At 67.4% G+C, this 16,914-nt stretch carries 16 protein-coding genes; 5 read left to right on the plus strand and 11 right to left on the minus strand.

Annotated elements, in window-relative coordinates:
* Positions 1-5 precede the first annotated feature (5 nt).
* The 3 genes from Q9R17_RS13555 (at position 6) to Q9R17_RS13565 (ending at position 2,095) form a co-directional block, all read left to right on the plus strand.
* Entirely contained in the window at positions 6-620 is a 615-nt protein-coding gene (locus Q9R17_RS13555; protein ID WP_308155129.1) for a TetR/AcrR family transcriptional regulator, read from the plus strand.
* 42 nt (positions 621-662) lie between these two features.
* Positions 663-1,334, plus strand: a complete 672-nt coding sequence (locus tag Q9R17_RS13560) for an HAD family hydrolase (RefSeq protein WP_308155130.1) — start codon at positions 663-665, stop codon at positions 1,332-1,334.
* Positions 1,335-1,834: 500 nt separating this feature from the next.
* Positions 1,835-2,095: a hypothetical protein gene (locus tag Q9R17_RS13565; RefSeq protein WP_308155131.1), complete on the plus strand. Its 261-nt coding sequence runs from the start codon at positions 1,835-1,837 to the stop codon at positions 2,093-2,095.
* Positions 2,096-2,104: 9 nt separating this feature from the next.
* On the opposite strand, the gene Q9R17_RS13570 is transcribed toward Q9R17_RS13565, so the two are convergent.
* Complete coding sequence (locus Q9R17_RS13570) at positions 2,105-3,019, minus strand: LysR family transcriptional regulator (protein ID WP_308155132.1); 915 nt, start codon at positions 3,017-3,019, stop codon at positions 2,105-2,107.
* A 175-nt stretch (positions 3,020-3,194) separates the two neighbouring features.
* On the opposite strand from Q9R17_RS13570, the gene Q9R17_RS13575 reads away from it, so the two are divergent.
* Together Q9R17_RS13575 and Q9R17_RS13580 are read left to right on the plus strand one after the other, a co-directional pair.
* Complete coding sequence (locus Q9R17_RS13575) at positions 3,195-3,929, plus strand: SDR family oxidoreductase (protein ID WP_308155133.1); 735 nt, start codon at positions 3,195-3,197, stop codon at positions 3,927-3,929.
* 10 nt (positions 3,930-3,939) lie between these two features.
* On the plus strand, positions 3,940-4,689 hold the full coding sequence (locus tag Q9R17_RS13580) for an SDR family oxidoreductase (protein WP_308155134.1): 750 nt from the start codon (positions 3,940-3,942) through the stop codon (positions 4,687-4,689).
* 27 nt (positions 4,690-4,716) lie between these two features.
* Here the strand turns inward: Q9R17_RS13580 and Q9R17_RS13585 are convergent, their stop codons facing one another.
* The 10 genes from Q9R17_RS13585 to Q9R17_RS13630 form a co-directional block, all read right to left on the minus strand.
* Entirely contained in the window at positions 4,717-5,766 is a 1,050-nt protein-coding gene (locus Q9R17_RS13585) for a sialidase family protein (protein ID WP_308155135.1), read from the minus strand.
* A gap of 4 nt (positions 5,767-5,770) precedes the next feature.
* Entirely contained in the window at positions 5,771-7,330 is a 1,560-nt protein-coding gene (locus Q9R17_RS13590; RefSeq protein WP_308155136.1) for a sodium/sugar symporter, read from the minus strand.
* Positions 7,331-7,356: 26 nt separating this feature from the next.
* Positions 7,357-8,259 (minus strand): SMP-30/gluconolactonase/LRE family protein, encoded by a 903-nt coding sequence (locus tag Q9R17_RS13595; RefSeq protein WP_308155137.1) that lies wholly within the window; start codon positions 8,257-8,259, stop codon positions 7,357-7,359.
* Positions 8,256-9,044, minus strand: coding sequence for an SDR family oxidoreductase (locus Q9R17_RS13600; protein WP_308155138.1), 789 nt, complete (start codon positions 9,042-9,044; stop codon positions 8,256-8,258). Before Q9R17_RS13600 ends, Q9R17_RS13595 begins: the two co-directional genes overlap by 4 nt.
* A gap of 5 nt (positions 9,045-9,049) precedes the next feature.
* Positions 9,050-10,198: a galactonate dehydratase gene (dgoD, locus tag Q9R17_RS13605; RefSeq protein ID WP_308155139.1), complete on the minus strand. Its 1,149-nt coding sequence runs from the start codon at positions 10,196-10,198 to the stop codon at positions 9,050-9,052.
* Positions 10,195-10,830 carry a 2-dehydro-3-deoxy-6-phosphogalactonate aldolase gene (locus tag Q9R17_RS13610; protein WP_308155140.1) on the minus strand — a complete coding sequence of 212 codons (636 nt, stop codon included), beginning with the start codon at positions 10,828-10,830 and terminating at the stop codon, positions 10,195-10,197. Before Q9R17_RS13610 ends, dgoD begins: the two co-directional genes overlap by 4 nt.
* Before the next feature lie 10 nt (positions 10,831-10,840).
* On the minus strand, positions 10,841-11,554 hold the full coding sequence (locus tag Q9R17_RS13615) for a FadR/GntR family transcriptional regulator (protein ID WP_308155141.1): 714 nt from the start codon (positions 11,552-11,554) through the stop codon (positions 10,841-10,843).
* Positions 11,555-11,653: 99 nt separating this feature from the next.
* A complete protein-coding gene (locus tag Q9R17_RS13620; protein WP_308155142.1) occupies positions 11,654-14,407 on the minus strand; it encodes a TonB-dependent receptor in 2,754 nt (917 codons plus the stop codon).
* A 78-nt stretch (positions 14,408-14,485) separates the two neighbouring features.
* Complete coding sequence (locus Q9R17_RS13625; RefSeq protein WP_308155143.1) at positions 14,486-15,634, minus strand: cellulase family glycosylhydrolase; 1,149 nt, start codon at positions 15,632-15,634, stop codon at positions 14,486-14,488.
* Positions 15,635-15,730: 96 nt separating this feature from the next.
* Positions 15,731-16,846, minus strand: a complete 1,116-nt coding sequence (locus Q9R17_RS13630) for an aldose epimerase family protein (protein ID WP_308155144.1) — start codon at positions 16,844-16,846, stop codon at positions 15,731-15,733.
* Positions 16,847-16,914 lie beyond the last annotated feature (68 nt).

Below are 16,914 nucleotides of genomic sequence, written 5' to 3' on the forward strand. Positions count from 1 at the left end.
CCGCCATGCCGACTGCCGCTCCCCCCCCCGCCGCGCCGCGCCGGCGCAATGCCGCCGCCACCCGCGAAGCCATCCTGGCGTCGGCCTGCCAGGCATTTGCACAGCATGGCTATGAAGGTGCAGGGGTACGTGAAATCGCCGCCGGCGCCGGGGTGACGGCCATGCTGGTCAACCGCTACTTCGGCTCCAAGGAGCAGCTGTTCCGCGAAGCGGTGGAAAGCACCATGACCCGCAACAGCATCATTGCCGGCGGAGTGATGAAGACGGCCGAGCCGGCCCGCGAGCTGGCCCACGCGATCCTGCCGATCACCCGCGCCGATACGCCGCCGTTGAACGGCTTCATGATGTCCCTGATGTCGGTGTCCAGCCCGTGGGCGGCGGATGTGGGCAAGCAGATGATCGAAAGCCATCACCTGCGCCGGGTCACCGACGTGCTGGACGGCGCGCATCGGCCCGAGCGCGCCGCGCTGCTGCTGTCGATGATCGCCGGCATGCAGATGATGCGGCAGATGGTCAAGCTGGAAGCGCTGGCCGATGCCGATGAGGCCGCACTGGAGGAACTGCTGGTACCGGTGTTCCAGATCCTGATGAAGGGTGCACCGGAACAGGGCGCGGCCTAGCTGCTACGCTGCCGCCACGACAGGCCGCAGGGAGTGCAGCAGATGGCAGGATCGCCGCCGGTGGTGGTGTTTGATTTCGACCTTACCCTGACCCGGTGGGATACCGCGTCCCGCTTCTTCCGCTGGCGGCTGCGGCGGGATGCCTGGCGCCTGCTGCTGGTGGCCATGGCAGTGCCGGTGCTGCTGCCGCTGCTGGTGCTGCGTGGCACGCGGCGCTGGGTGATCCGCTATGCCGTGTGGGTGGCCACGCTGGGGCTGCAGCCCGGGGATCTGCCCGCACAGGTACAGGCGTTCCTGCAGGCGCTGCCGGCAGACGTGCGCGACACCGTGTTCCTGCCCGATGCGCTGGCGCAGTTGCGCCTGCATATGGCTGGCGGCCATCGCGTAGTGGTGGCGACCGGTTCGCTGCAGCCACTGGCGCGTGCGCTGCTCGATGGGCAGGGCCTGGCCGACGTGCCGCTGGTGGGCTCCACGCTGCGCCGTGGCCTGGGTGGGCTGGTGCGTGACCAGCACTGCGTGGGCGCCAACAAGATTCCGATGCTGGCCGCCGTGGGCTTCACGCCGCCCTGGGCGGTGGCCTATACCGACCACCACGCCGATCTGCCGGTGCTGCAGCACAGTGCCGCGTGCTACGTGGTCAACCCGCAGCCACGCTGCCTGGCGCGCATCCAGCAGCAGCTGGACACGGCGGTGACGGTGCTGCACTGGGCCTGAGGCGCACTGACGCAACTGCACTGATGCCGACGCCGCCGCATCCTGTGTGATCGCAGACAGCGGGGGCCGGCGATGGCGATGGCAGCAGGGCCGCGATGATGAGTGGCGTGTGGACCGCGACGACAGATGTCGCGCGATGCGCAGATTGTCGCGTTGCGCATGGATGGATACGACAGCGACGGCCGATCGATTGATGCTGTCTGCGCGATGGCGCGCGCGGGAATGGCTGATTCAATTGGATTTGCAGCGCCTGCCATGGGCAGGCTGCGTGCGCAGCTGCCTGTGTGGCTGCCGGGCTTGGAATCCCGTTGCTAAACCATTGACTACGATCACCACAGGACATCGCAGCCGCGATGTCCTGTGGTGCAACGTCGGCCTTTCATGGCGGGCGGTGCGTGGGGATCTTCGGATCCACCGGTTTCGATGGTTTGCCCGGCATTCCAACCACGCACTGTCCGCCACCTCTGCGGTGGCGTCACCCCTTTCGGGAGACCGACGTCATGACTGAATTCCTGCCTTCCACCCCCGGCATCGACCTGGACACCGTGCTGCGCCGCCTGGAGCGTGCGCTCAATGGCATCGAGGGCCTGGCCCAGCTGGTACGCGACCGTGAGTTCGCCCGCCGTCAGGGTATCGACCCGGCCGGCACGCCACAGCCCAGCCTGGAACAGACCGGTATCGCACTGATGTGCCTGGCCGACAGCGGCCGCGACTGCATTACCGCCCTGCGTACGGCGCACCGGTACCGGTTGCTCTATTGAGGGCGGCGATCAGCGTGGCGGCAGGTGCAGATGGGGGGCACTGTCGATGATGCGGGCCAGCGCGTCGGCCAGCAGGCGCACGGCGCCATCCATGCGATGCCGGTTGGGGGTTACCGCCCAGATCGGCACGCGCTGGGCGGTGTAACGGGTCAGCACGGGTACCAGCGCGCCGGCGGCGATGTCATCGGCAAACATCCAGCTGGGGCCCTGGGCCAGACCCATGCCGGCACGTGCAGCAGCATGGATGCCGTCGGCATCGTTCGTGCGCAACCGTGCTTCGGGTGTTACGGTGAAGACGGTCTGGCCATCGCGGAACTTCCACGACTTCTGCGCACGCTGGAACAGGAACGGCAGGCAACTGTGATGCTGCAGGTCGGCTGGTGCCAGTGGCACGCCGTGGCTGGCCAAATAGCCGGGCGATGCGACCACCATCGGCTCCAGGCTGCCGATCTGCCAGGCGCGCAAGCTGGAATCGGACAGCCGTTGGCCGATGCGGATGGCCACGTCAACGCCTTCTTCCACCAGGTTGGCGTAGCGTTCGGACACCTCGATGTCCAGCGCCAGCCCGGGAAACTGCTGCAGCAACGCCGGTAGCGCCGGCATGATCACGCGGCTGGACAGCACCGGCGGCAGGGCGACCCGCAGGCGCCCGCGCGGCGCAGCCTCCCCCGCGCGTAACCGGGTTTCCACGGCATCCAGATCGGCCAGCATCCTGGTGGCGAATTCGAAGTATTCCTGCCCGGCGTCGGTCACGCTCAGGCCGCGTGAGCTGCGGCGCAATAGTTGGGTGCCCAAGCGACGTTCCAGTGCCGCCACCTCTTTGCTGACGGTGGACTGTGCAACGCCTTCGGCCTTGCCGGCACCGACGAAGCTGCCGCTTTCGACGACCCGTATGAACAGCCGCATGCCCTTGAGGTGATCCATTGCTGCATTCCTGCCGGTGGCCTGCCGCGCCCTTTGGGGCTGGTGCGGCAGAGTATGTCATTGGGCGATTCCTGTTTGGAATTTCAGCAATTCATGTATTCCACTTGGGTGGCGGCGATGTGGTCCTGACAATTCCGACTGGTTTTCAGATCCGCTCGAAGCGAGGGAAGTACAGATGTCGAAACTCAACGGAAAGGTCGCGCTGGTGATTGGCGGAACGACGGGCATGGGGTTGGCCAGCGCCAAGCGCTTCCTGGAAGAGGGGGCCACCGTCTATGTGACCGGCCGGCGGCAGGAGACGCTGGATGAGGCACTGGCTGAACTGGGTCCGGGGGCAGTCGGCGTGCAGGGGGATCTGGCGCGCATGGCCGATCTCGACCGGCTGTACGCCACCATTGGTCAGGCGCAGCGGGGCTTGGACGTAGTGTTCGTCAGCGCCGGCATTGGTCATGCTGACCAGTTCCTGCCCGACGTTACCGAGCAGCTGTTCCACGATACGTTCGTGACCAACGTGAAGAACGTGCTGTTTGCCGTGCAGAAGGCGCTGCCGCTGCTGCGCGACGGCAGCTCGATCATCCTCAACAGTTCCATTGCGCATCTGAAAGGCCTGCCGGGCATGAGCGTGTACAGCGCCAGCAAGGCAGCAGTCCGTTCGTTCGCGCGCAGCTGGGCGATGGAGTTGAAGGACCGGCAGATCCGGGTGAACGTGATCAGCCCGGGGCCCATCGACACGCCGTTCACGGCACCGGCTTCGCAGGAATGGAAGGAGATGATGACCCGCGCCGTGCCACTGGGGCGTTTCGGCCGCGCTGATGAAATCGCCACCGCCGCACTGTTTCTGGCCTCGCCGGACTCCAGTTACATCACCGGTGTCGATCTGTGCGTCGACGGCGGCCTGACCCAGGTCTGAGGAGGCCGTGATGTCCCTGAACCTCAATGGAAAAGTCGCGCTGGTCACCGGAGCATCCACTGGCATCGGCGCGGAAATCGCCCGTGCACTGGGCGCCTGCGGTGCCGCAGTGGTGGTCAACTACCGCTCGGACCGTACCGGTGCGGACGCGGTTGTGGCCACCATCGTTGCCGCCGGTGGGCGTGCGGTTGCCGTAGCCGGTGATGTCGGCAACGCGGCAGACGCCGCCGCGCTGGTGGCGGCGGCCATCGCGCACTTCGGGACGCTGGAGGTGGTGGTGAACAACGCCGGCGTCTTCGAATTCCTGCCGATCGAATCGTTTGTGCCCGATCACTACGAGCGCCAGTTCCGTGCCAATGTACTTGGGCCGATGCTGGTGACGGCTGCGGCGGTGCCCCATCTGCGCGATGGGGCAAGCATCATCAACATCGGCTCGTCGGTCACCCACTTCGCGCCGCCGGGTGCGTCGGTCTATGCAGCAAGCAAGGGTGCGGTGGATGCCTTTACCCGCGTGCTGGCCAACGAGCTGGGGCCGCGCGGGATCCGCGTCAACACGCTCAAGCCCGGCTTGACCGCAACGGAAAGAACCCTTGCCGATGGCTCGACCGAATCCGCGTTCGTGCAGAGCTATGTCGAGCGCACGCCGCTGCGACGGTTGGGAAGCACGGCGGATGTTGCCCGCGTGGCGGTGTTCCTTGCCTCGGACGATGCAGGGTTCATTACCGGTGAGCATCTGTTTGCCTCGGGCGGGCTACGCTGAAGGCCCCGGTGAGCGCCGCGGCTGGCTTCAGTGGTACGTGCCGAAGCGGATCTTCACCGCACCGTCCACGCTGTTGATCACGCCGATTTCCCCCGGGCCCAGTTCCACCACGGCCGGCCAGGAATGGCGGAAGCCCAGCGGCCAGGCGGGGTCAGGGACGCGTTGCCAGTGTGCGCCGCTGTCGCTGCTCCAGCTCACCGCGTTGGCGCAGGAGGTGACGAACATCGTTCCGCTGCGCGTGGCCATCACGTGCGGCCCACAACGCTGGTCGGCCAGTGGCGTGCCCAGGCCATCGGGCCAGTTCCTGCCATCGGGCGATACCTTGTAGGACACCGGGCACTGCGGATCATCGCCGCAGGTTTCCAGCACCATCAGGAAGCCGCCCTGCGGGCGGCGCGCCATCACCGGCATGCCCGGGCGCAGCAAGCCGCCACCGGGTTGCCGGGCGATGGTGGCCACCGGCCCCCAGGTACGCCCGCCGTCGGTGGACAGGCGCTGGGACACCACCTGGTTGTAGGACGGTTGTTCGTCGGCGCGGGTTTCATCGGCATACACCACGGACAGTACGCCGCCATCGAGCTGGGTCAGCACCGGTTCCCACACCCCGCGGTCCTTGCGGCCGGCGGGCGCTTCATTGCGCGCGATGGTGCTCAGGAACGTCCAACTGCGGGCCTGGTCATCGCTGGCGTACAGGTGCAGCCGGTAGGAGCTGCCCTCGATGAGCGAGCGCATCGCCAGCAGGATGCGGCCGTCGGGCAGTACGAACAGTTCGCCGTTGTCGATCATGCGCCCGGGTTCGGCCACGCTGGACAGGGGCTGCCAGCTGCGTGCGTTGTCGGTGCTGGCCGATACCTGCAGCGTGGTCGGCTGGCCGGCATGGAAGCGCGTGGTGACGGCCAGCCAGTGGCCGTCGGCCAGGCGGGCCATGCGGCCCCAGCCGGCATTTTCTGCGTCCACCGTCGCGGTGCCGTGCCATTGCACGTCCACCGCTGCCACCGGAAGCGCGGCAGCCAGCAGGCCGGCGATGAGCACGGCGCGCAGGCCGCGGGCAAGGGCAGGGGCAGCGATCAGTGCCATGGGTTCACCAGTAGGTTGCGTACAGGGCCACCAGGATCGCCAGCACGGCCAGCGAGGCGATGTTGAACGACGGGGCGGTGGCATAGCCCACGTCATCGGTACGGATGCGGTCGCGGTCGCCGCTGGCACGGGTGGCCAGGGCCACGCCCACGCCCAGCAGCAGCGTGGCCAGGAACACCAGGCCCATGCGGTCCATGAACGGCAGCGAGGGCCACAGCAGCTTGAAGGCCAGCGACAGCACGAACGAGCCGGTGGCGGCAGCCAGTGCGCCGGCTTCGTTGGCGCGCTTCCAGAACAGGCCGAGCAGGAAGATCACCACGATGCCCGGGGTGAAGAAGCCGGTGAATTCCTGGATGTACTGGAAGCCCTGGTCAAAGCCCCCCAGCAACGGCCGGGCGGTCAGTACGGCAACGATGATGGCCACCGAGGCGGCCACGCGACCCACCCGTACCAGGCGTGCCTGCGAGGCCTCCGGCGCGCGCTTGGCGTAGAAGTCCAGAGTGAAGATGGTGGCCACCGAATTGATCTTCGAGGCCAGCGAGGCAACGATGGCGGCGACCAGCGCGGCGAACACCAGGCCCAGCACGCCGCTGGGCAGCAGTGCCAGCATGGTCGGGTAGGCCGCGTCGGGGCGTTCCAGGCCCGGTGCCAGCATCACCGCGGCAATGCCGGGCAGCACCACGATGGCCGGGATGAGCAGCTTCAGGAAGGCGGCGAAGACCACGCCCTTCTGCGCTTCGCGCAGGTTCTTGGCGGCCAGGGCGCGCTGGATGATGTACTGGTTGAAGCCCCAGTAGCTGAGGTTGGCGATCCACATGCCGCCCAGCAGCACCGACAGGCCGGGCAGGTCCTTGTAGAACGGGTTGTCCCGGCTGAGGATCATCTCGAATTTTTCCGGATGCTGCTGCCAGAGCTGGGCAAAGCCTGCGCTGACACTGCCGTTGCCGATCTGGCCCAGCGTGATGAAGGTCACCAGCAGGCCACCGAGCACCAGCAGCGAGACCTGCACGATGTCCGTCAGCGCCACCGCCTTCAGGCCGCCATACAGCTGGTAGGCCAGGGCGAAGGCGCCCAGCAGCACCAGTGCCACGTTCTGGTCCAGGCCGGCTACGCCCGCGATGGCGATCGAGCCCAGCCACAGGATCGAGGTCAGGTTGACGAAGACATACAGGCCCAGCCAGAACACCGCCATCAGCGTGCGGATGCGGTTGCCGTAGCGCTCTTCCAGGAACTGCGGCATGGTGGTGATGCCGTTGCGCAGGAAGATCGGCAGGAACCACTTGCCGACGATCAGCAGCGTCAGCGCCGCCATCCATTCATAGGAGGCGATGGCCAGGCCGATGGCATAGCCCGAGCCGGACATGCCGATGATCTGTTCGGCCGAGATGTTGGCCGCGATCAGCGAAGCGCCGATGGCCCACCAGGGCAGGCTGCGGCTGGCCAGGAAATAATCCTGCGCCGATTTCTGCTGGCCCTGCTTCTCGCGCGATACCCACTGCGCGAGGATGAAGATGCCGGCCAGGTAGGCCAGGACGATGCTGATGTCGAGTGTGGAAAGGCTCATGGAATCTCCGCGGCGAAGGCGCGTTGTCAGCGGGGCGGCAGGGCGTCGGGGTTGCCGGCGAACCGGGGCTCGGCCAGGCCGCCGGTAGCGGTGTGCACGGCAAACAGGTGGCCGGCCTGGGGATCGCCGGCGCGTACCGGGGCGGGCAGGCCTTCATGGGCGCTGGTGACGAACAGCGTCCGCCCGTCCGGGCCGCCGAAGGCCGGGCGCGTGGGTTGCAGGGCTGGCAGGGCGATGCTCTGCTGCGGCGTGCCATCAGGCAGGTAGCGCACCAGCCGTGCGTCACCCCAGCGGGCATTCCACAGCGCACCGTCGGCATCCACGGCGCTGCCATCGGGTTCACCGGCCTCGGCGCGCAGATCGGCGAATACGCGTGGCGGGCCCAGGTCGTCGCCGTAATCGCACTGCTGGATCACTTTCTGCAGGGAATCGCAGAAGTACAGCGTGCGGCCATCGGGGCTGAAGGCGATGCTGTTGGCGATCGCCACCGGTGGCAGGGAAAGGCGCTGCAGCGACAGATCGGCGTTGAGGCGATGGAACGGTGCGATGGCCTGCTTGGCGCCCTGTGCCGGTTCGTGCAGCATGCCGAACACGAAGCGTCCCTGGCGGTCGCAGGCCCCATCATTGGCCCGCGTTTCGGCCACCGTATCGATGCGGTGCAGTTCGCGCAGTTCGTTGCGCCCGGGGTGGAAGAAGGCCAGCCGCGATGCCAGTGCCAGCAGCAGCCAGCCATCGGCCTCGCACAGCGCCATCGAGGCCAGCCGTTCCGGCATCGGCCAGGAGCGGGTCGTGCCGTCGCCGGGGTGGTGGCGCCACAGCCGGGCGGCGGGAATGTCGGTCCAGTACACGGCCTGTTCGCGGTCGCACCACAGCACGCCTTCGCCCAGGGTATTGGCCGCCGCCACGGCGACCTCGACGGGCGGGTTCATACCCAGCCACCGTCGATGATGAAATCCTGGCCGGTGCACATCCGGCTGTCGTCGGCAGCCAGGAACAGGGCCGCCCGCGCCAGGTCGTCGGCGCGCAGGTAGCCGGGCAGGCACTGCGCACGGCGCAGCTCGGCCTCGCCCTGGGCATCGAGCCACAGGCGCTGCTGCTTTTCGGTGATGACCCAGCCGGGCACGAGGGCATTGATGCGGATGTGGTCCTGGCCCAATTCACGGGCCAGGCCGTTGACCAGCCCGTGCACGGCGGACTTGGCCATGGCATACAGCGGGTAGCCGCTGTTCTTGATCATCCAGCCGGTGGACCCCAGGCAGATGATCGAGCCACCGTGCAGCGCACGCATGTCCGGTACCACGGCCTGGATGGCGAAATACTGGTGCTGCAGGTTCACCGCGATGCTGCGCTGGAAGTCCTCCGGCCGGGTGTCGGCCAGTGTGTGGCGGGCATCGTTGGCGGCATTGTTGACCAGCACCGCCACCGGCCCGACATGGGCGCGTGCGGTGTCGATGGCGGCCTGCAGCGCGGCCAGGTCGGTGATGTCGCAGTGCAGGTACAGGGGGCGGTACGGCACTTCCGGCAGCTGGTCCAGCAGCGCGGCTGCGCCGGCATCGTCGATGTCCAGGAAGGCCACGCGCGCGCCCTGGCGCGCGAAGTGCTCGACGAAGGCGGCACCGATGCCGGTCGCGCCACCGGTCACCAGCACGGCACGTCCGGCCAGGCTGGGGTAGCGTGCCATGGTGTCGGCCGGTGTAGGGGAAGAGGGCGTCATGGTGCTCACCATTCGGCCACGCTGCCATCGGCATGGCGCCAGATCGGGTTGCGCCAGCGGTGGCCTTCGGCCGCACGCTCATCGACGTAGGCCTGGTTCATCTCGATACCCAGGCCGGGGCCGTCGGGAATGCGCACGAAGCCTTCCTGGTAGTGGAACGGGGAACGGTCGGCCAGGTAGTCCAGCAGGTCGTTGCTGGCGTTGTAGTGGATGCCCAGGCTCTGTTCCTGGATGAAGGCGTTGTAGCAGACCGCGTCCAGCTGCAGGTTGGCGGCCAGGGCGATCGGGCCCAGCGGGCAATGCAGGGCAAGGGCCACGTCGTAGGCCTCGGCCATGGCCGCGATCTTGCGGGTTTCGGTGATGCCGCCGGAGTGGGCCGGGTCGGGCTGGATGATGTCCACGCCACCGGTCTGCAGTACGCGCTTGAAGTCGAAACGCGAGTACAGGCGTTCACCCAGCGCGATCGGGGCAGGGGACAGCGCGGCCAGCTCCGGAATGGCTTCAAGGTGGTCGGACAGCACGGGTTCTTCGATGAACATCAGGCCGAACGGTGCCAGTTCGCGCATCAGCACCTTGGCCATCGGCTTGTGCACGCGTCCATGGAAATCGACCGCCAGCCCGATGTCGGGGCCGACGGCATCGCGCACGGCCTGCACGTTTTCCAGCACCTGTGTGACCTTGGCGTGGGAATCGACGAACTGCATTTCCTCGGTGGCATTCATCTTCACCGCGGTGAAGCCCCGTGCCACGGCATCGGTGGCTGCACGCGCGGTGTCGGCCGGGCGGTCGCCGCCGATCCACGAGTACACGCGGATGCGGTCGCGCACAGGGCCGCCCAGCAGGCTGTGCACGGGCACGCCCAGGGCCTTGCCGTGGATATCCCACAGGGCGTGGTCCAGCCCGGCCAGTGCGCTCATCAGGATCGGCCCGCCCCGGTAGAAGCCACCGCGGTACAGCACGTTCCAGTGGTCTTCGATATGGCGCGGGTCCTTGCCGATCAGGTAGTCGGCCAGCTCATCCACGGCAGCGGCCACCGTGTGCGCGCGGCCTTCCACGATGGGTTCGCCCCAGCCGCTGATGCCGGCATCGGTATCGATGCGGACGAACAGCCAGCGCGGGGGCACGAGGAACGTGGTGATGGCGGTGATCTTCATGCGTGGGGGTCCGTGTTCGTCATGTTCCAGGCGTCGATGAAAGCGCGCGCGCGGCGCCCCACCTCGGCTGCGGGGGTGTTGGGGGCGTACAGGGCCGAGCCGATGCCGAAACCGGCCGCACCGGCCTGGCGGTAGACCGCCATGCGTTCGGGCGTGATGCCGCCCACCGGCAGCAGCGCGGTACCGGCTGGCAGTACGCTGGACCAGGCTTTGAGCACGGCGGGGGGCAGCTGTTCGGCGGGGAACAGCTTCAGCGCATCGGCACCGGCACGCAGGGCGGCGAAGGCCTCGGTCGGGGTGGCCACGCCGGGGGTGCAGCGCATGCCCTTGGCGTGGGCGGCCGCGATGACCTCCACGTCGGCGTGGGGCATTACCAGCAGCCGGCCACCGGCGTTGGCCACCTCATCCACCTGGCCTGGGGTGAGCACCGTGCCGGCCCCGACCAGGCAGCGGTCGCCCAGCTGGCGTGCCAGCAGCTCGATGCTTTTCAGCGGCTGTGGTGAATTGAGGGGAACTTCAAGCAGATGGAAACCGGCGTCGGCCAGGGCCGCGCCGACGGCAGGTGCTTCCTGCGGGGTGAGCCCGCGCAGGATGGCAACCAAGGGGAGGGGTTGCATCCAGGCGGTACTCATGGGGACTCCGTCAGCGTGCAGGTTTCCGGGATCGCGCGCCCTTCAGGTTGGCGCGCGAGTCGGCGATCATGTCGAGCATGGCGTTGCGTGCTGCCTCCGGCTGCTTCAGCCGGATGGCGTCGTACACCTGGAAGTGGCGCGGCAGCGAATACTTGAAATCCTTCGCGGTCTGCGCCGACAGCAGGAAGAACGTGCCCAGTGCGGCATCGATGACCGAGAACAACGAGGCCAGCAGCTCGTTGTTGGTGGCCTCCAGCACGCACTCGTGGAATTCCAGGTCGGCCCTGGCCCAGGCGTCCTGGTCGGTGGCGTCGGCCATCGCCTGGTAGGCGGCCTTGATGCGCGCCAGCTGCGCCGGCGAGCGCCGCTGGGCGGCCGAAGCGGCCGCCGCAGGTTCGATCACCTCGCGCATTTCCACCAGCTTCTCCACGAAGTCCTGGGTGGGCATCGACGCACAGCGCCAGGCCAGGATGTCGCTGTCCAGCTGCTTCCAGTACCGGGGTTCGCGCACGCGGGTACCGGTCTTCTGCCGGGTTTCGATCAGGCCCTTGGAACCGAGCACCTTCAGCCCCTCGCGCAGGGCGGTGCGGCTGACCGACAGCGTCTGCGCCAGCAGTTCTTCCCGGGGCAGGTACTCGCCCGGCTTGATGGCGCCACTGACGATCTGCCGGCCGATCTGCTGGGTGACCTGGTCGTAGAGGTTGCGAACCGCGATCTGCTTCACTGGGGCCCCTTTGGCTGCGTGCACCGCAGGCTGCGGCCACTCGTATTATCCGACAAAAGGGGTGGGGCATGGCATCTGCTCGGGTCATGGGGGTTCCTGTCACAGCTTGAAGCGCACGCCCATGGCCAGGGTCTTGTCCTGGAAACGGATGTCGCGCGGCCGGCTGTTGCCGCTGCCCCAGTACTGGTGCAGGTTGTTGCCCAGCAGGTTGGTGGCCGAGAACACCACGGTGGTGCGCGGGGTGACGTCATAGCTGACCGAGAAGTCCAGCGAGCTGGCCGGTTCGACCTGGTCTTCGGTGCCGGCCACGGTGGGCTGGGTGAAGAAGTCGATGTAGCGGCTGCGGTAGCCGTAGGCCAGACGGGCCGACAGCCCGAAATTCTCGTAGAACAGCACGGCGTTGTAGTTGTTCTTGGACACGTTCTGCAGCGGGCGGGAGATCACCGGGCCGCCGATGAATTCCGGCGAACGGGTGTTGCCTTCGATGTAGGTGTAGTTCAGCTGCGCGCCCAGGCCGCTCCAGGCCCCGGGCAGGAAGTCGAAGGTCTGCTGGTAGGCCAGTTCCACGCCCTGCAGGTGGCCGCTGCCGGCACTCTGCGGCGAGGACAGTTCATAGGCCTGCCCGCCGATGTTGACGTTGGTGATGTAGTTCTGGATGTAGCCGTTGATGTCGCGGTAGAACACGCCGGCACTGGCGTAGCCCACCGGCGAGAAGTACCACTCCAGTGATGCGTCATAGTTGGTGGACTTGATCGGGCTCAGGTCGGGGTTGCCGCTGCTGGCCACGCCGGCGCGGTTGACCGTGCCCGGGTTGAGCGAAATGGACGGGTTGAGGGCGCCGAAATCCGGGTAGCTCAGGGTCTTGGCTGCCACGAAGCGCAGCTGCCAGGCCTCGTTGAAGTGCAGGTTCAGGCTGGCATTGGGCAGGGTGTTGGTGTCCTGCGTGTTGCGGGTGATGGCGCTGTACACGCCGGTGCTGGCATCGAAGGAGAACGCGTTGAGTTCGCGCTTGATCTTCTCCGCGCGCACGCCCACCAGGCCATCCACGCGCAGGCCGAACAGCTCGAAATCGTACTTGGCCTGCAGGTAGCCGGCGGACTTGCGTTCCTGGATGTCGAAGAAGCGGCCCGGGTTTTCGCCGGGCAGCCCCGCTGGCAGCCCGTAGTAGGCCCGCAGGGCATCGGCATTGCCGATCAGGTAGTCGTAGCACGGGGTCAGGAACGACTGGTTCAGCGCGGCGTTGCCGCCCTTGCTGCAGAAGAAGCCCGATGCCGGGAACAGGTTCACCACCTGGTTGGCCGGATTGGGCGTGGCCGTGATGTTGCCGCTGCCCGCGCCGCCGGGCGGCGGCGTATTGATTTCCACGCTGCCGCGGGCACTGGCGTTGCGGTCGGCATAGCGCAGGCCGAACTGCAGGTTGGCGATGGGGCCCTCCAGGAATTCAAAGCGGCCATCACCGCGCCAGCTGTTTTCCTCGCCGCGTGACTGGCCCCAGGTCTGGAACAGGCCATTGAGGTAGAAGCGCGAGGGATCCATTGCCGGGTTGCCCGCCAGCGACCAGTTCTGGTGCTGGCCGCCGGTGCCGTCCCACACGGTGGTGATCGGCCCGCGCAGGAAGGTGTCGATGATGAAGTTCTCATCGCGGTAGTAACCGGAGGTGCGGGTGAACTCGGTGGACAGCTGCAGCTGGTCGCCGCGCCACTTGAAGCCGATGGCGTTCTGGATGTCCTGGCCGCGCTGCTTGTGCGCCTGGGTACTGCTGGCAGCGTAGGTATCGCCGGTCCAGGTGCCGCTGGTCGCATCGCAGATGGTCTGGCCGGCCAGCGGGCCCGCCAGCTGGTTGGCGTAGCAGTTGTTGCCGACCTGCAGCTGGCTGGGCGGCACCACACCGACCGGGAAGGTGAAGAAGAAGGCCTGGTCGTAGTTGTCGCGGACGTAGTCGTACAGCCCTTCGACGTAGACCTCGGTGCGCTCGCTGGGCTTCCATTGCAGGGCGTAGTTGAAGGCGCTGCGCTTGCGATCGCCCTGGTTGTAGGCCGCACCCCAGCCGTTGGGGGCGGCGATCAGGTCGCCCGAGGCGGTGCGCATGGGCGTGCCATCGCTGTTGTTGAGCACCTTCGGGAAGTCGCCCCACACCGCGTCATAGGCATAGCGCTTGCCGATGTACCCGGCGTTGATCATGGCGCCGAATTCACCGGCATCGGTATCCCAGCGGTTGCTCAGCAGCAGGCTGGCGGACGGATCGATGTCGCCACCGTACTTGCTGTGCGTACCGGTGGCCGTGCCGGCGATCTGCAGCCCATCGAAATCCAGCGGACGGCGCAGTTCGATGTCCACCAGGCCGGCAATGCCACCCAGCGGCAGGCTGGCTTCGCTGCTCTTGTAGACATTCAGGCTCTTGATGGCCGTGGCCGGCAGGTTCTGGAACGCGTAGCCACGCCCGGAGCTGCTGAAGATCTCGCGGCCGTTGAGCGTGCTGATCACGTTGGGCAGGCCACGGATCACCACGCCGGTGGTTTCGCCCTGCGTGCCCTGCGCAATCTGCACGCCGGTGACGCGCTGCAGGGCATCGGCCACGCTGTTGTCGGGCAGCTTGCCGATGTCTTCGGCGACGATGGAATCGACCACCATCTCCGCCTCCTGCTTCATCGACTGGGCGGTCTGCAGGCTTTGCCGCAGGGCCGTCACCACCACCGTGTCCAGGTTGGTGGCCGTCGGCTGTTCGGCGGCCTGCTGCGTGCTGGTGGGCGCGGGCGCCTGGCTGCCGCCCTGCTGGGCGAGTGCCAGCGTCGGCAGGCTGAGCGTGGAAAGAATCGCAAGGGAGAGCAGGGAACGGGCAGGACGAGGCGTCATGGCGGTAGCTCCGGATTCCGGAAGAAGGTGCAGTGGCAGATGCGCCGGCCGGGCGGGGGACAGGCCGGCGCGGGAAGGTCAGGGGGTGGTCACGGCGTTGCGCGGGGTCTTGGCCAGCGTGCGGAACAGCTCGGCTTCGCGGGCACGGTAGGGGGTGCCGTCCGCCTTGAGCAGGTCATGGAACCAGACGGTCGGCTCTTCCAGGGTGTAGGGGCGCTGCCAGCTGTCCCACGGGAGGCGGGTCTGGATGGCGCCATCGACGAAGCCCCAGTTGATCATGCCGATGTTCTCGCGGCGGGCGATCGGCAGGATCGTGTCCACGTTGGAACCGGCGCCGCGCGCCAGCCATTCGGTGCACACCAGCGGACGGTTGTACTTGCGCAGCTGGGCGATGCGGGCTTCGAACGCTTCGGGCTGTTCGTAGTTGTGGAAGGTGATGATGTCCGACGCTTCCAGCTGGGTGCGCTGGATGGCGGTCAGCGACGCAGCACCCGGGGACCAGTCATCGCCGATCCACACGCCACTGGTCAGCGGCTGCACCGGCTTCTTCGCGCGGGCCCACTGGAACACCTTCGGCAGCAGTTCGGCGATGCGTGCCTGCTCGCCTTCCAGCTGCTTGTCGATGTAGTTGCCGCCGCCGGGGTTGTCCGGTTCGTTCCACAGATCCCAGGCCAGCACGCGCGGATCGTTGGCGAAGGCGCCCACCACGCCCTGCACGTAGGCCTGGAAATGCGCGTCGTTGGCGCGGTCCACCAGCATGTGCCGGCTGGGGCTCTGTACCCAGCCGGAATTGTGCACGCCGGGAATCGGGCGGCGCTGCGGGCCCAGCACCGGGTCCGGGTCCCAGCAGCTGTCGAACAGCACCAGCATCGGGCGGATGCCATGCCGGGCGGCGATGTCCAGGAACGTGTCCACGCGCTTGATGAACCCCTTCGGGTCCTGCTGCCACAGCAGGTCATGCAGGTACACGCGCATCGTGTTCATGCCGAACTGTTCGCGGGCCAGCCGCAGCTCGTGGTCGATCCGCGCCGGGTCGAACGTGGCGGCCTGGAACATCTCCAGCTGGTTGATGGCGTTGGAGGTGGTGTAGTTGGCACCGACCAGCCAGTCCTGCTTGGCATACCAGGTCTCGGCCTGGGCCGGCGTCCAGCGCTCGGCATCGGCGGCATGGGCCAGCGGGGCCACGGCGAGCAACGTCGCCAGCAAGGGGGAAAGCCACTTTCGCATGGGATGCATCTCCTTGGGTGTCATGGGCAGGCCACGGCGTTGCCGTCGCGCGGGCCGGGGGCCAGCGCCTTGGGCAGGCAGGCGGCGTGCGCGGAATCAGCGCGGGGTCGGCGTGCCGCGATCGGTGGAGAACTGGTAGATCATCCGGTTCTCGTAGGTCTGGCCTGGTGCCAGCCGTGCGGAACCGAACGCGGGCTGGTTCGGGGTGTCCGGGAACAGCTGCGGTTCCAGTGCGATGGCATCGCCCTGGCGGTAGACCCGGCCACTTTTGCCCACCGTGCTGCCATCCAGGAAATTGCCGGAGTAGAACTGCAGGCCCGGCTGCGTGGACAACAGCGACATCACCCGGCCCGAGCGCGGGTCGTGCACGCGTGCCACTTCACGCAGCGCCTTGGCCGGCGTACGGCTGACCACCCAGTTGTGGTCGTAGCCATGGCCATGCAGCAGCTGCGGCTCGTTGCCGCTGCGCAGGTCGCGGCCGATCGGCTTGGGTGTGCGGAAATCGAAGACAGTGCCCTGCACCGGCTGTACGACGCCGGTGGGAATCAACGTGGCATCCACCGGTGTGTAGGCGCTGGCCGGGATCATCAGTTCATGCTCCATGGCCGTGCCGGACCCTTCGCCGGACAGGTTCCAGTACGCATGATTGCTGAGGTTGACGATGGTCGGTGCGTCGGTCGTGGCTGTGTAGTCGATGGCCAGGCGCCCATTGCTCTGCAGGGCATAGGTGGCGGTGACGGTCAGCGTGCCCGGGAAGCCCTGGTCGCCGTCGGGGCTGACATGGCGCAGGGTGGCATGGTCACGGGTGGCTTCAACCACCTGCCAGACCACCTTGTCGAAGCCGCGCGGGCCGCCATGCAGGCTGTTGGGGCCATCGTTGGCGGGCACGTTGTAGGTCTTGCCATCCAGCGTGAAGCGGCCGTGCGCGATGCGGTTGGCGAAGCGGCCGACGATGGTGCCGAAGTACTGGGGCTTGTCCAGCGTGGCCTGCAGCGTGGCATCGCCCAGCAGCACGTCGGCGAAGCGGCCGTCACGATCGGGAACTTCGAGCGAATGCAGCGCTGCGCCGAGCGTGATGATGCGGGCCTGCATGCCGCTGCCGTCACGCAGCAGGATCGATTCGACCGGGGTGCCGTCGGGCAGGGTGCCGATCACCGTGCGCTCCTGCGCGACGGCACCGGCCGTGGCCGAGAGCGCCAGTGCGCCGATCAATCCTGCAGTCTTTCCCTTGCCAGCCAGCATCGCCCCGGACCCCCGTCAATGTGTGGAACGTACAAAAA

Origin of the sequence: Stenotrophomonas sp. 24(2023), assembly GCF_030913365.1 — a bacterium.
Classification (GTDB): Bacteria; Pseudomonadota; Gammaproteobacteria; order Xanthomonadales; family Xanthomonadaceae; genus Stenotrophomonas.